Here is a 14,316-nt window from a genome sequence, read left to right as displayed (position 1 = left end):
TCAAAAGGGAGGAAGCAACCCATGCGCCTTGCACTCGCCGCCGCCACCAGCCTTGTTCTGCTGGCCAGCCCTGTGGCCACGGTTGCCGCTGCAGAACCGATGTTCAGCGGCCATATCCAGCAGCTCCGGATCTATGAAATCCCGGAAGAGAATCGCACCGCCTTCAACGACAGGTTCCGCGATCACGCCGCGCGGATCATGAAGCGCTATGGCTTCAACATCCGCGCCATGTGGGAATCCCGCTCGCCCGACGGTAAGCTCCAGTTCGTTTACCTGCTGGACTGGCAGGACGAGATGACGATGAAAGCCGCCTGGACCCGCTTCATGGACGATACCGAATGGAAAGCCATCAAGCGCGAGACGGGCGCCCGGCACGGCAAGTTCGTCAACGGCATCACCGATATGACGCTGGCGCCGCTACCCTTCTCGCCTGCCCTCGCCGAATAGCCTGTTCTCAGGCGTTGGCGCCGCGCATCTTGTAGGTATGTTCCTCGCCCGGGAAGGTACGGTTGCGCACTTCGCCAGCGTAAGCCTCGATGGCGCTTTCGATGGCATTGCCAATCTCGGCAAAGCGCTTCACGAACTTCGGATTGATGGCAAACAGGCCCATCATGTCTTCGGTCACCAGAATTTGGCCGTCGCAGGCGTTGGACGCGCCGATCCCGATCACCGGCACCGGTATTTCATCAGTGATCTTGCGGGCCAAGGGCTCCGCAACGCCTTCAAGAACAACAGCAAAAGCCCCAGCCTCGGCAATCGCCTTGCCGTCATCAATGATCGGCTTCCACTCATCAACCGTACGGCCACGCGCGCCGTAGCCGCCATTCGTATGCACCGCTTGCGGCATCAGGCCCACATGGCCGAGCACCGGAATCCCGCGACTGACGAGGAAGCGCACGGTTTCCGCCATTTCCACCCCGCCTTCGAGCTTGACGGCAGCTGCCCCCGTTTCCGAAAGGATGCGGGCGGCGTTACGAAACGCCTGTTCCTTCGATTCCTCATAGGTGCCGAACGGCATATCGACCACGACCATGGCGCGCTTGGCGCCGCGGGTGACTGCCCGGCCATGACGGATCATGTCCTCAATCGTAACGCTCAGGGTCGATTCCATGCCGTAAAGCACCATGCCCACGCTGTCGCCGACGAGGAGAAGGTCGCAATGCTTGTCGAGCCGCGCCGCCATGGGCGTTACATAGGCCGTCAGGCACACGATGGGCGTGCCACCCTTGCGGGCCATGATTTCCTTCGCCGTCAGGGCGCGCGCCGGGCGCGCATCCACATGCAGGTCTTGCGGGGTCGTCGACATGATCGTTCCCTTTCACTTCCGGACTTTGCGGCAGCGCCGCATATTCTATCATGACTGCAGGGCTTTCTCACACGGATGCGAGCCTGCAATCACTGTTTGCCGGTAATTTGTCGCATTTTGTGCAGTGCAATTAAAGTGCAATCTAGGCACAGGCTTGTAGCCGACCTGCCAGAAATGAAAACGCCCCGCACGTCAGCGGGGCGTTTCAATGGTCACGAATGAGCGACAGGCCTCACTCCCACTCGATGGTTCCCGGGGGTTTCGAGGTGATGTCGTAAACGATCCGATTCACGCCGCGCACCTCGTTGATGATGCGGGTGGCGACCCGGCCGAGGAAATCGTGCGGATAGGGATAATAGTCGGCGGTCATGCCATCGGTTGAGGTCACGGCACGGAGCGCACAGACATAATCATAGGTCCGCGCGTCGCCCATCACGCCCACGGTTTTCACCGGCAGCAGAACGGCGAAGGCCTGCCAGATGGCGTCATAAAGCCCGGCGTTGCGGATTTCTTCAAGATAGACGGCATCGGCTTTGCGGAGGATATCGCACTTCTCGCGGGTGATCTCGCCGGGGATGCGGATCGCAAGGCCGGGCCCTGGGAACGGGTGACGGCCGACGAAGGTTTCCGGCAGGCCAAGCTCGCGGCCAAGGGCGCGGACTTCATCCTTGAACAGCTCACGAAGCGGCTCGACAAGTTTCAGGTCCATCCGCTCCGGCAGGCCGCCTACATTGTGGTGTGACTTGATGGTGACCGACGGGCCGCCAATGAAGGAAACGGATTCGATCACATCCGGGTAAAGCGTGCCCTGCGCCAGGAACTTGGCGCCACCGACCTTCTTGGCTTCTTCCTCGAACACGTCGATGAAAAGCTTGCCGATGGTCTTGCGCTTCACTTCCGGGTCAGTGACGCCGGCGAGTTCACCAAGGAACAGGTCGCTGGCGTCCTTGTGGATCAGGTTGATGTGATAATGCTCGCGGAACAGGCTCACCACCTGATCGGCCTCGCCAAGGCGCATCAGGCCGTGATCAACGAACACGCAGGTCAACTGGTCGCCGATGGCTTCATGCAACAGAACTGCCACAACCGAGCTGTCGACGCCGCCTGAAAGGCCGCAGATAACCTTGGCATCGCCCACCTGTTCGCGGATTTCGCGGATCTTGGTGTCGCGGAAGCTGGCCATCGTCCAGTCGCCCTTGAGGCCGCAAATGCCTTTGACGAAATTCTGGATCAGGGCAGCGCCGTGCGGGGTGTGCGCCACTTCGGGGTGGAACTGAACGGCATAGAAACGGCGGGCTTCATCAGCAACAGCCGCAAAGGGTGCGCCTTCGCTGGTGGCGATGACTTCGAAGCCTTCCGGCAGGCGGTCCACATGGTCGCCGTGGCTCATCCACACCTGCTCGCGGTCGCCAACTTTCCAGACGCCATCGAAAAGCGCGCAGCCGGCTTTCACATCCACGAAGGCGCGGCCAAATTCCTGATGGTCGGACGCCGTGACGCTGCCACCGAGCTGGGCCACCATCGTCTGCTGGCCGTAACAGATACCAAGGACCGGCAGGCCCATGGTCCAGAGCCGTTCGGGTGCACGCGGCGTATCGCTGTGGGTCACGCTCGCCGGGCCGCCTGAAAGGATCACGCCGGCAGCGCCGAAGGTGTCCAGCACCTCGTCCGCCTTGTTGAAGGGGACGATCTCGCAGTAGACGCCGGCTTCACGAACCCGGCGGGCGATCAGCTGGGTCACTTGCGACCCGAAATCGAGGATGAGAATCTTGTCGTTCATAGGTTCGGTTCCCCGTGTTCCTGTCTGAGAGGACTTCTAATGGGAGAGGCCCGCGCGTGCGGGCCCCTGTCTTCGTTTCGTCAGTCTTTCTTCGCCGGCTCGACCGTGCGGATATGCAGCTCGCGGAGCTGCCTCGGCTCGACCGTGCTTGGCGCCTGCATCATCAGGTCTTCCGCCTTCTGGTTCATCGGGAAGAGGATGACCTCGCGGATGTTCGGCTCGTCGGCCAGCAGCATCACCATGCGGTCCACGCCCGGGGCAAGGCCACCGTGCGGCGGGGCGCCGTATTTGAAGGCGTTCAGCATGCCGCCGAATTTGCTTTCCACGACCGACTGGTCGTAGCCCGCAATCTCGAAGGCCTTGATCATGACTTCCGGACGGTGGTTTCGGATGGCACCCGACGAGAGCTCCACGCCGTTGCAGACGATGTCATACTGGAAGGCGTTGATGGTGAGCGGATCCTGATTGAGGAGCGCGTCCATCCCGCCTTGCGGCATCGAGAACGGGTTGTGCGAGAAATCGATCTTCTTCTCATCCTCGTTATATTCGAACATCGGGAAGTCGACGATCCAGCAGAATTTGAACTCGCCCTTGTCGATAAGGCCAAGGTCTTCGCCCACTTTCGTGCGGGCAAGGCCAGCGAGCTTCGCAGCACCGGCTTCCTTGTCGCAAACGAAGAAGACACCATCATTGGGGCCGAGGTTCAGCTGGTTCACCAGCTGCTTCACGCGCTCGTCGCCAAGGTTCTTGGCAATCGGGCCGCCGGCTTCGCCGTCCTTGAAGTTGGCATAGCCCATCCCGGCATAGCCTTCGCGTTTTGCCCAGTCGTTCGCCTTGTCGAAGAAGGAACGGGGCTGGGTGCCGGCACCCGGTGCCGGGATCGCGCGGACGACCGAGCCTGCATCCACCATCTTGGCGAAGATGCCGAAACCGGAGTTCCGGAAGATTTCCGTCACGTCCTGGATTTCGATGGGGTTGCGAAGGTCCGGCTTGTCGTTGCCGTACTTCAGCATCGATTCCTTGTAAGGGATACGCGGGAACGGCGCTTCGGTGATCTTCTTCGTGGAGAATTCCTTGAACACGCCGACGAGCACGGGCTCGATCGCTGCGAACACATCATCCTGCGTCACGAAGCTCATCTCGATATCGAGCTGGTAGAATTCGCCGGGGCTACGATCAGCGCGGGCGTCTTCATCGCGGAAGCAAGGCGCGATCTGGAAATATTTGTCGAAGCCCGACACCATGATCAGCTGCTTGAACTGCTGGGGCGCCTGTGGCAGCGCGTAGAACTTACCCGGATGCTGGCGCGCAGGCACCAGGAAGTCGCGCGCGCCCTCAGGGCTCGAAGCCGTCAGGATCGGGGTCTGGAATTCGGTGAAGCCTTCTTCGGTCATTCGGCGACGCAGGCTCGAGATCACACCGGCGCGCAGAAGGATATTCTTGTGCAGGCGCTCGCGGCGAAGGTCGAGGAAGCGGTACTTCAGGCGGATGTCTTCGGGATATTCGGTATCGCCAAACACCGGCATCGGCAGTTCAGCCGCTGCCGACAGCACTTCCATCGTGTCGATATAAAGCTCGATCTCGCCGGTCGGCAGGTCGGCATTCACGGTCTCAGCCGTACGCTGCTTTACCCGACCGGTGACCGAGATGACGCTTTCAGCGCGAACGCCTTCGGCGTCCTTGAAAGCGGCGCTATCGGTATCGAACACGCACTGGGTGATGCCATAGTTATCGCGAAGGTCGATGAACAGGAGGCCGCCATGGTCGCGCTTGCGGTGAACCCAGCCGGCGATGCGGACGGTCTGCCCGACGTCAGCGGCGCGGAGCGCGTTACAGGTATGGGAACGGTAGGCGTGCATGTCAGACGGTCCTTGTTTCAGGATAGATCGGCGTGGCCCTAAAAGGGCCTGTGATTTTGGCGCAAAAGCGCATGAAAGCCCCCTATTGTCAAGACCCCGCACGCGCGAGAGGTCCCTTATGCTGCGCTCAGGCGCGCAACATCCATAGAAGGCGTGACGGACACGAAAAAGCTGTGTATGACAAACCCTGTAACTTTAATGGAAGCAGGCATGCAGCCGATTACGAGTACTGAAGCGCTGGCCGCATTGTGCGACGAGTGGAAAAAAGCTGAATTCATCACGGTCGATACAGAATTCCTGCGCGACCATACCTATTATCCGAAACTCTGCCTCATTCAGGTTGCGGACGATCACGGCGCGCACGCCATCGATCCGCTGGCCGACGGCATGGACCTCGCCGCCTTCTTTGAGCTGATGGCCGACACCAATGTCGTCAAGGTGCTTCACGCCTGCCGTCAGGATCTGGAGATTTTCTATCTCCTGTCGGGTGACCTGCCCCGCCCTGTGTTCGATACCCAGATTGCCGCCATGGTTTGTGGCTTCGGCGAGTCGGTTGGCTATGAGACGCTGGTGCAGAAACTGGCGCGGGCGAGCCTCGACAAGTCGGCCCGCTATACCGACTGGTCGCGTCGTCCGCTCACCGATACGCAGCTGCATTATGCGCTGGGGGACGTAACCCACCTGCGCAAGATTTACCGCAAGCTGTCGAAAGAACTGGCCGACACCGGCCGTGGTGCGTGGGTTGAAGAAGAGATGCAGGCCCTGATGGACCCGAACCTCTACAAGACCGAGCCTGACGAAGCCTGGCTCCGCCTCAAGGTTCGCACCTCGAAGCCCCGTTTCCTTGGCATTGTCAAGGAACTGTGTGCGTGGCGCGAAGTGCAGGCGCAGGAACGCGATATGCCGCGCAGCCGCATCGCCAAGGATGAAACCATCCTTGAAATCGCCGCGCACCCGCCGATGAGCGAGGAAGCGCTGGAGAAAATCCGCGGTCTGCCGAAAGGCTTCGGTCGCTCCAAGGGTGGTGCAGCCCTTCTCTCGGCGGTCGACCGCGCCATGAAGATGAGCGAAGACGACCTGCCGCATATCGAAAAGGCCAAGCCGCGCCCAGCAACCCCGCCGATGGCCGACCTTCTGAAGGTTCTCCTGAAGATCAAATGCGACGAAGCCCGCGTGGCACCGCGTATGGTTGCCTCGGCGCAAGAGCTTGAAGCCTGGGCGTCGGAGCCTGACAAGGTCGATTTCAAAGCCATGCATGGCTGGCGCTACGAGATTTTCGGTGCCGATGCTGAAAAGCTGATGAAAGGCACCCTCGGCCTCACCGCCCGAAAAGGCGACATCGACGTGGTCGAGCTTTTCGAAGAAGAATATGACTGAGGGGGCACAAAGCCCCCTCTTCTCTTTTCAGCCCACGAAGCCAATCAAACCGTCTGGATTGTCGCCTGACGGCCCAGAAGCTGGCCAAGCTGCAGCAGCCGCTTGAACACCACATCGTTGGCGATTTCCGACTGCGACTTCGGCACGCTCAGCACGATCTTGCCACGCGCAATGGTCAGGCTTGAAAGCTTCAGGGCATCCGCCGCACCGCCGGACAGACGCTGGGCAAGCCGGAGTGCGGCCCCCATCACCCGCGCCTCGTGGATTTCCTCCACCTTCAGGAACTGCAGCACGCCAGCCACATGCGGCACATTGAGCGGTGCGCCATAAGCCTGATTGAGCGCGAGGGCAACATAGGCCCGCTCCCGGTGCGTGACGCCAACAAAATTGCCATGTAGGACGGTCTCAACCGCTTTTTCCGCGCGGAAATCCGGGTGGCCGCGCCAAGCCACATCACTGAGCAGACACGTGGCCATATGCAGCATCTCGCGGTCCACATCGCGCTCGGTATCGCCGGACCTGAACAGCGGTCGGGTCCAGTCGAACAGGATGTCGGCATGCTCGGTAAAGCGGCAGCGTTCTTCCGCCAGATGACGGCAGCTATAAAGGAACGGGTCCTCGGCACGTTTTTCAGGGGTCAACCGGTCAAACAGCACACCTTCGCGCAGGCCGAACGAGGACACGATCACATAGCGTGGCCGCAGCACCCGCAGCACCTCACGCAGGATCATCGCCGCCACCGGGATCACCTGACGGCGGCGTTCATTGAGAAGGTCGCCAAACGGGATATCGGCCGGGCGCAGCATGGCAAGGCGGTCGCAGAAGGCTGCCATTTCGCTGCCAGCTGCACGGTAACCCTGCAGGATCGGCAGCGGGTTCGATTGTTCCTTCATCATCAGCCGCGCGATGTTCCGCCATGCGCCGCCGACGAGATAGAAGGAATCGCCCTCGCGGTGATCAAGCCACTCGACCTCCATCAGCGAGTTTTTCACATGCTGGCGCATGGCGCGCATGTCGTCGCCAAACTTGCTCATCAGCCTGAGCGGGCCTTTTTCAAGGCTGCGGCGCTCGAACGCGTCGCCGTCATGGATGCGCACCAGTTCCAGCGAGCCACCACCAAGGTCGCCAATCACGCCTTTGGCTGAAGGCTCACCCGAAAGCACCCCAAGCGCGGAAAGACGGGCCTCTTCCGGCCCTTCGATCACCTGGATATCAAGCCGGCACTCTTCTTTCACCCGACGGACGAAGTCCTCACCGTTGCCAGCGTCCCGCACAGCGGCGGTGGCCAGCGAGACAATCTCGCCCACCCCCATCTGATCGCAGAGTGCGCGGTAGCGCTTCAGCGTGGAGATGGCAAGCTCAACCGATTCCTCGCTCATGCTGCCGGTGGTGCCGATGGCACTACCCAGCCCGCACATGATCTTTTCGTTGAAAACGGTATCCGGCACACGGCAAAGACCGGAGAAAACGACAAGGCGCACCGAATTCGAGCCGATATCGATAACTGCGATATAGCTTTTCGCCTCGGCGTAAGTCTCTGTCATATATCAGATATCCTCTTTATCCGCGGGATCGTAGGTGACAAGCGGCATGATCCGCTCCCGCGTGAAGGCCGTCCCCCTGCCAGACATGGACGGGCTTTTCATGAAATAATCGTGGCAGGCGAAAGGCTCTTCGCCCTCTTCCGGCCGGACACGGATATAGGAGCCGTCAGCCCGCATCGTCCAGGACTGCACATTGTCCTTCAGGTTGGCAGCGATGATCTGGCTCATGATCTGCTCCAGCACCGTCGGGTTCTCGATCGGCACCAGCGTTTCGACGCGGCGGTCGAAGTTGCGAGGCATCCAGTCAGCGGAAGAGATATAGACCTTCGCATAGCGCGACGGCAAGCCGTGCCCATTGCCAAATACGCAGATGCGCGAATGCTCAAGGAAACGGCCAACGATGGATTTCACGCGGATATTATCGGAAAGCCCCGGAATGCCGGGCCGCAGCGTACAAATGCCGCGTGCGATGATATCCACCTGCACGCCGTTCATCGAGGCTTCGTAAAGCTTGTCGATGATCGCGGGATCGAGGAGCGAATTGACCTTGATCCAGATCGCGCCTTTCTTGCCGTTGCGTGCAAACTCGATCTCGCGGTCGATCAACTTCTTCAGGTGCGACCGCATCATGAAGGGCGAAAGCACCAGCTTTTCAAGCGAGGTGGGCTCGATATAGCCGGTCAGATAATTGAACATCTTGTTGGCGTCGCGCGCCAGCGCCTGATCGGCCGAGAAGAAGGATGTGTCGGTATAAATCTTGGCGGTGATCGGGTGATAGTTGCCGGTGCCGAAGTGGACATAGGACCGGAGCCTGCCCCCTTCGCGTCGCACCACCATCGAAACCTTGGCGTGGGTCTTCAGGTCGATGAAGCCATAAACAACATGCACGCCAGCGCGCTCCAGATCGCGCGCCCATTTGATATTCTGCTCTTCATCGAAACGCGCTTTCAGCTCCACCACTGCCGTTACGGACTTGCCGTTTTCAGCCGCGCGGATCAGCGCATTGATGATCTGCGACTGCGAACCGGCACGGTACAGCGTCTGCTTGATCGCCACCACGTCCGGGTCGTTCGCCGCCTGCACCAGGAACTGGTGGACGACATCGAAGCTTTCATAGGGGTGATGGACAACGAAGTCTTTCGCCGCAATCGCCTTGAAGATATCGCCACCAAAATCCTTCACGCGTTCCGGGAAGCGCGGATTGTAGGGCTTGAACTTCAGGTCCGGGAAATCGTCGACGATCAGTTCGGATATATCCTTGATGCCAAGGACCCCATCGAACATGACAACCGAATCGGCATCGGCATCGAGGCGCGAAATCACCAGATTGCGCAGGCCTTCCGGCATATCGCTTTCCACCTTCAGCCGGATCACCCGACCGCGGCGGCGACGCTTCAGCGCGCTTTCGAAAACGCGGACCAGATCTTCGGCCTCGTCCTCGATCTCCATATCGCTGTCGCGGATGACGCGGAACATACCGTCGCCATCGACCCGGTAGCCCGGGAACAGCTGATCGAAGAAAAGCGTCAGCATGTGTTCGATGGAAATGAAGCGCACGCCTTCGCCCGGCACACGGATAAAGCGCGGCACATGCTGCGGCACCGGCAGCAGCGCAACCATCTCGCGGTTGTCGCTCTTGCGCGCCAGCTGCAGCACCATCGTGAAGCCGAAGTTCGGGATGAAGGGGAACGGATGTGCGGGATCAACCGCGATGGGCGTCAGCAGCGGAAAAACGGTTTCAAGGAAATAGCTTTCGATCCATTCCTTATCGGTCGCCGTCACCTCGCCGCGGTCCAAGAGCATGATACCGGATTCGCGCAGCTCGCGCCTGAGTGTCGCCCAGACCTCCTGCTGCTTGTCCATCAGCTGTTCGGCATAATCGACAACGCGCGCCAGCGTCTGGGCCGGTGTCAGCCCGTCTTCCGAGCGCACCTGAACGCCCATGTCGCTTTGCTGCTTCAGGCCCGCCACACGAACCATGTAGAATTCATCAAGGTTCCCGCCGGAAATCGACAGGAAGCGCACACGCTCCAGCAGCGGATGACGGCAGTTTTCCGCCTCCTCCAACACCCGCATGTTGAACTTCAGCCAGCTAAGCTCGCGGTTCAGATATTTGTCATGGGGTGTCAGCGCCGCAATACAGCCGACGATATCCTCACGGGACGGCATGCCGCCCGCCCCTTCCGGCGCAGCCTCGGGCTGCCGGATCGGGTTCACCGACGCGTCGCTTGCGATATCGTCTGCCATCGAAGGCTCCTTTGCGGCTGGACCGGCTCAAACCATCCCGATCCAGTAACCCGCCTTTATGACTCTTTTGCGACAGACAGCTCGTCCAGGCATTCGCGGGCGAGATGCTTGGTAATCTCGCGCTTTCCAGCCAGCGAGCGCGCATCCATTGCCGCCACCAGCTGCCGTGCCCCGTCGAACGAACGATCCATCCGCAACATCATATAGTCTATCACTGCAGGATCGACCTGCAACTGCCGATCAGAAAAGAGTTTTGTGACGATCATGCGCAAGAGGTCATCGTCTGGCGCCTCGATGGCCATCACGGGCACGGTGGCGAGCCGCGATTTCAGGTCCGGCAGCGTCACCGGCCAGCGCGTCGGCGCCGTCCGCGCGGTGAAAAGGATGCGCCCGCCGGTCTCCCGCGTCCAGTTGAACAGGTGGAACAGCAGCGTGTCATCGAACCCTGCCCTGTCGGCATCCTCGATCAGTACAGGCGCACCTGCCTTGATGCTCTCGGGCGCCATGCCGGGTTCGGCCCTGACCGCATCGCTGATTGTGGCCCACGCGGCCCCGAGATGCGTCTTGCCGCAGCCTGCGGGCCCCACCAGTGCCACGGCATGCGCTGGCCAATCCGGCCAGCCGGCGATCATGTCGAAGGCCTGCCGGTTGATCGACGACACCATGAAATCGGCCAGGTCGAAGCTCGCGGAATGGGTCAGATCAAGGGGTAACTGGCGGCTCACGGTCGTCTTCCGAGATGGTCTCGAGGGCTGCGGGGCTGGGTTCTTCATTCACCGCAACCGGGTGCAGTTCATAATGGTCGAGATAGCGCTCGATGGCATAGCGCACAAGCACGGCGATGGCCGCCGCCAGCGGCAGCGCCACGAGCACGCCAACAAAGCCCATCACCTCGCCGCCCGCAAACACGGCAAACAGCACCCATACGGGATGAAGGCCGACCCGGTCGCCCACAAAACGCGGGGTCAGGAACGATCCTTCCATGATCTGCCCGAAGACAAACACACCGGCCACAAGCGCCAGATGCAGCGGATCGAAGCCCCACTGGCCGATGGCCAGCACGAACGCGACAAGCGCTGTCAGGAAGGCACCGACAAAGGGAATGATGCCAAGGATGCCACCAAGAAGGCCGAGCACGAGTGCATAATCAAGCCCGACGAGCGCCCAGCCGATGGCGAAAATCACCCCCATCGACAGGCTGACGGAAACTTGCCCGCGCACAAAGCCGGCCAAAACCTGATCGATCTTCGCGGCCTGTTCGCGCACGTCGGGCGCCACATGGCGCGGCAGCCAGCTATCGATCCGGGCGACGATCAGGTCCCAGTCGCGCAGCAGATAATAGGCAACAACCGGTGAAATCAGCACCATCCCCATGATATTGAAGAAGGCGATCCCGCCCGAGACAAGCTTCACTGCACTGTCCCGCACCTTGGCGAGAATATCGGCGCTGACGCCGGAAAGGACCCCTTCCACATCGGTCGGCACGGCAAACCCGAAACGGTCCGACAGGTCGGCGAGCATGCCATTGAGCCACGGCCGGAAGTTGGCGAGCGTCGCCGGCAGTTTTTCCGACATGTTGGCAAGCTGCGACTGCAGAAGCGGCCAGAAGGCCAGAAGAATGCCGATGACGGCGAGGAAGAAGACGGCAATCACGATGGCCGCACCGATGCCGCGTGGCACTTTCATCGCTTCCAGCCGGTCGGCTACAGGGTCCATCAGATAGGCAATGGCAAGCCCGATGACGAACGGCAAGAGAATGCCTTTCGTCAGATACAGGAACCCGATCAGCAGCAGAAATCCGCCGATCCACAGCCAGCGCGACAGCGTCATGGTCATTCCCTTCCTGCACCGGTGAGGGTGATCCGGCGGCTTTCGCCCTCGCCCACGAATTCAAGCCCCACCTGCTTCATGGCGACAATCAGTTGTTCCTCGCGCCCCGCGAAATCAAGCGCGATACGGCTGAGCGGCAAGGCAAGCGTCAGGCGGCGATGCGCAGTGACAAGCGTGACTCGGTCGAGCCGCCGCTCGATCTCGAGCAACGTTTCGATCCGCTCTGCCGCCACATCAGCCTCAATCGAGCCGGTCGCACCCGCGTCCACCAACTGGCTTTGCCGCCATGCCTTTTCCTCGACGCCGATGATGGCGTCATACATTTCGGCAATCGCGTCTTCCTCGGCCTTTGGGCCCACCGGCTTTTCGGTGACGCCCGACAGCAGTTCTTCCGTGCCGTCGCTTTCATAGGCGCGGAAGGCGAGCGAACCCATGCCGTCGCGTTCTGTCCAGCTGCTCTGGATCACAAGACCGCGGGGCACGCCGTAGCTGCGCAGGTGCGGCGCCATATGCGCCTGATTGCCGCTGACAATCTGCCGCCATGAGAAGCTTTCGCGTTCGGCTTCCGTCGCCGCCGGCCAGATATAGGGGCGCAGGCGGTTCACCCAGTCGACCCTATCGCGAGCGGCCAGAAGCGTCGCGTCCTCGCTCAGGAAATGGGTGAAAATACCGCGCGTATGGCCATGCAATACCAGAAGCGGCTGCCCGAGCGACAGCACATGGCCGACGCCGTTCTCGGTAAACAGGCGGATCATCAGTTCCGGTTCGAACCGCACATTGAGGCTCGCCACATAGCGGTTGCTGGAGGCCTGTTCTTTCAGGACCTCGATCCCGCTCACATAGCGGCGGCGCTCCTCGAAGGACAGCGGCGGCAACTTGTCGCGGTCATCAACGCGCGTCAGCTTGTCGATGACCTTGTCCCATGCCTTATCTTCGGCAACGCGCAGGGCCTGTTCGCGGGCACGCAGGGCATCGCGGGCGGTTTCATCCACCTCCACGTCGCGAATCATGAAAAGGGTTTCAAGGCCGTCTTCAGCCGTTGCCGGCAACCACGCACCCAGCATGAGCACAAGACCAAGGGCCGGAAGGCGCATTGCTGCCCTCACCTGCCCTGTCATCAGGCTCGCCGCTCTCTTGAAAATCCTGTACATAAGCCCTTTCATATCCGCGCTGGCGACACTATAACGCCGCAAAGATCGATTGCCAGCCCCAAGCCTTGGATATGGCCGCTGGCACAACACGCCCTCGAACGAACGGAAGCCCAGCCGTGAGCGATACGAAACAGTCTTATACCTATAAAGATGCCGGCGTCGATATCGATGCGGGTGAAGCGCTTGTCGACAATATCAAGCCGCTGGCGCAATCGACCGCGCGCCCGGGCTCGAACCCCGACCTTGGCGGCTTCGGCGGCCTGTTTGACCTGCGCGCTGCGGGCTTCAACGATCCGATCCTTGTGGCGGCCACGGACGGCGTCGGCACCAAGCTGAAGGTCGCGATTGATGCGGGGCTCCATGACACGGTCGGGATCGACCTTGTCGCCATGTGCGTCAACGATCTGGTGGTACAAGGCGCCGAGCCGCTTCTGTTCCTCGATTATATGGCGACCGGCAAACTGGATGTGAAGCAGATGACGGCCGTCGTCGCCGGTATCGCCGAAGGCTGCCGTCAGGCTGGCGCGGCCCTTGTGGGCGGTGAAACTGCCGAAATGCCCGGCATGTACCATGACAAGGATTATGACCTTGCCGGTTTCGCCGTGGGCGCGGCCGAGCGCGGCACCATGATCGACGGCTCAACCGTTGCTGAAGGCGATATCCTCATCGGCCTCGCCTCTTCGGGCGTTCACTCGAACGGCTATTCGCTGGTGCGCCGCATTGTGGGCGACAAGGGCTACAAATATGCCGACAAGGCACCGTTCGACGCCAGCCGCACGCTCGGCGAAGCGCTGATCGCACCGACCAGGATTTATGTGAAAAGCTGCCTCAAGGGCGTTCGCGCCGGCTATGTGAAGGCGCTGGCGCACATCACCGGCGGCGGCTTCACTGAAAACGTCCCCCGCGTGCTGCCGAAAGGCACACAGGCCGTGATCGACAGCGGCGCATGGACCCTTTCCCCGCTCTTTTCGTGGCTGCAGGGCGAAGGCAATATCCGCGCGTCGGAAATGGCCCGCACCTTCAACTGCGGCATCGGCATGGTAGCTGTTGTGGCGCCCGAGAATGCCGACGCAGCCGTCGCGCTTCTGAAAGCCGAAGGCGAAGACGCCGTCATCATCGGCAAGGTCGTGAAGGGCGAAGAGAAGCCCACTTGCCTTGTCACCGGCAAGGCCGGCACCTGGGGCGAAGCGGCCGACTGGTCCGCCCTCACCACGGGCTGACA

The 14,316-nt window shown here is 61.0% G+C and carries 11 protein-coding genes; 3 read left to right on the top strand and 8 right to left on the bottom strand.

What is annotated here, in order from left to right:
* Positions 1-21: 21 nt before the first annotated feature.
* On the top strand, positions 22-447 hold the full coding sequence (locus PH603_RS09725; protein ID WP_289502257.1) for an NIPSNAP family protein: 426 nt from the start codon (positions 22-24) through the stop codon (positions 445-447).
* Positions 448-454: 7 nt separating this feature from the next.
* On the opposite strand, the gene panB is transcribed toward PH603_RS09725, so the two are convergent.
* The 3 genes from panB to aspS all read right to left on the bottom strand — a co-directional run bounded on the left by panB (position 455) and on the right by aspS (position 4,945).
* Positions 455-1,306: a 3-methyl-2-oxobutanoate hydroxymethyltransferase gene (gene panB, locus PH603_RS09720; RefSeq protein ID WP_289502256.1), complete on the bottom strand. Its 852-nt coding sequence runs from the start codon at positions 1,304-1,306 to the stop codon at positions 455-457.
* Positions 1,307-1,538: 232 nt separating this feature from the next.
* A complete protein-coding gene (gene guaA / locus PH603_RS09715) occupies positions 1,539-3,086 on the bottom strand; it encodes a glutamine-hydrolyzing GMP synthase (protein WP_289502255.1) in 1,548 nt (515 codons plus the stop codon).
* Positions 3,087-3,166: 80 nt separating this feature from the next.
* Entirely contained in the window at positions 3,167-4,945 is a 1,779-nt protein-coding gene (gene aspS / locus PH603_RS09710) for an aspartate--tRNA ligase (protein WP_289502253.1), read from the bottom strand.
* 210 nt (positions 4,946-5,155) lie between these two features.
* Between aspS and rnd the strand changes: the two genes are divergently transcribed.
* Positions 5,156-6,322: a ribonuclease D gene (gene rnd, locus PH603_RS09705; protein ID WP_289502251.1), complete on the top strand. Its 1,167-nt coding sequence runs from the start codon at positions 5,156-5,158 to the stop codon at positions 6,320-6,322.
* A 44-nt stretch (positions 6,323-6,366) separates the two neighbouring features.
* On the opposite strand, the gene PH603_RS09700 is transcribed toward rnd, so the two are convergent.
* The 5 genes from PH603_RS09700 to PH603_RS09680 form a co-directional block, all read right to left on the bottom strand.
* Positions 6,367-7,866 (bottom strand): Ppx/GppA family phosphatase, encoded by a 1,500-nt coding sequence (locus PH603_RS09700; RefSeq protein ID WP_289502249.1) that lies wholly within the window; start codon positions 7,864-7,866, stop codon positions 6,367-6,369.
* Positions 7,867-7,869: 3 nt separating this feature from the next.
* Positions 7,870-10,035: an RNA degradosome polyphosphate kinase gene (locus tag PH603_RS09695; RefSeq protein WP_353507399.1), complete on the bottom strand. Its 2,166-nt coding sequence runs from the start codon at positions 10,033-10,035 to the stop codon at positions 7,870-7,872.
* Positions 10,036-10,169: 134 nt separating this feature from the next.
* Positions 10,170-10,838 (bottom strand): P-loop NTPase family protein, encoded by a 669-nt coding sequence (locus tag PH603_RS09690; protein ID WP_289502244.1) that lies wholly within the window; start codon positions 10,836-10,838, stop codon positions 10,170-10,172.
* Positions 10,816-11,949, bottom strand: a complete 1,134-nt coding sequence (locus PH603_RS09685) for an AI-2E family transporter (RefSeq protein ID WP_289502242.1) — start codon at positions 11,947-11,949, stop codon at positions 10,816-10,818. Before PH603_RS09685 ends, PH603_RS09690 begins: the two co-directional genes overlap by 23 nt.
* Complete coding sequence (locus PH603_RS09680) at positions 11,946-13,037, bottom strand: hypothetical protein (RefSeq protein WP_289502240.1); 1,092 nt, start codon at positions 13,035-13,037, stop codon at positions 11,946-11,948. Before PH603_RS09680 ends, PH603_RS09685 begins: the two co-directional genes overlap by 4 nt.
* A gap of 173 nt (positions 13,038-13,210) precedes the next feature.
* Here PH603_RS09680 and purM point away from each other — a divergent pair, with 173 nt between their 5' ends.
* On the top strand, positions 13,211-14,314 hold the full coding sequence (gene purM / locus PH603_RS09675; RefSeq protein WP_289502238.1) for a phosphoribosylformylglycinamidine cyclo-ligase: 1,104 nt from the start codon (positions 13,211-13,213) through the stop codon (positions 14,312-14,314).
* Positions 14,315-14,316 lie beyond the last annotated feature (2 nt).

Source organism: Gimibacter soli (assembly GCF_028463845.1).
Classification (GTDB): Bacteria; Pseudomonadota; Alphaproteobacteria; order Sphingomonadales; family Kordiimonadaceae; genus Gimibacter; species Gimibacter soli.
Note: the sequence above shows the minus strand (reverse complement) of the source record. Positions and strands in the feature narration are given on the sequence as shown.

Excerpts from the sequence above, each read along its gene's own strand:
- PH603_RS09725 (WP_289502257.1), top strand. The coding sequence starts at position 22 with ATGCGCCTTGCACTCGCCGCCGCCACCAGCCTTGTTCTGCTGGCCAGC.
- panB (WP_289502256.1), bottom strand. The coding sequence starts at position 1,306 with ATGTCGACGACCCCGCAAGACCTGCATGTGGATGCGCGCCCGGCGCGC.
- guaA (WP_289502255.1), bottom strand. The coding sequence starts at position 3,086 with ATGAACGACAAGATTCTCATCCTCGATTTCGGGTCGCAAGTGACCCAG.
- aspS (WP_289502253.1), bottom strand. The coding sequence starts at position 4,945 with ATGCACGCCTACCGTTCCCATACCTGTAACGCGCTCCGCGCCGCTGAC.
- rnd (WP_289502251.1), top strand. The coding sequence starts at position 5,156 with ATGCAGCCGATTACGAGTACTGAAGCGCTGGCCGCATTGTGCGACGAG.
- PH603_RS09700 (WP_289502249.1), bottom strand. The coding sequence starts at position 7,866 with ATGACAGAGACTTACGCCGAGGCGAAAAGCTATATCGCAGTTATCGAT.
- PH603_RS09695 (WP_353507399.1), bottom strand. The coding sequence starts at position 10,035 with ATGCCGTCCCGTGAGGATATCGTCGGCTGTATTGCGGCGCTGACACCC.
- PH603_RS09685 (WP_289502242.1), bottom strand. The coding sequence starts at position 11,949 with ATGACCATGACGCTGTCGCGCTGGCTGTGGATCGGCGGATTTCTGCTG.
- PH603_RS09680 (WP_289502240.1), bottom strand. The coding sequence starts at position 13,037 with ATGCGCCTTCCGGCCCTTGGTCTTGTGCTCATGCTGGGTGCGTGGTTG.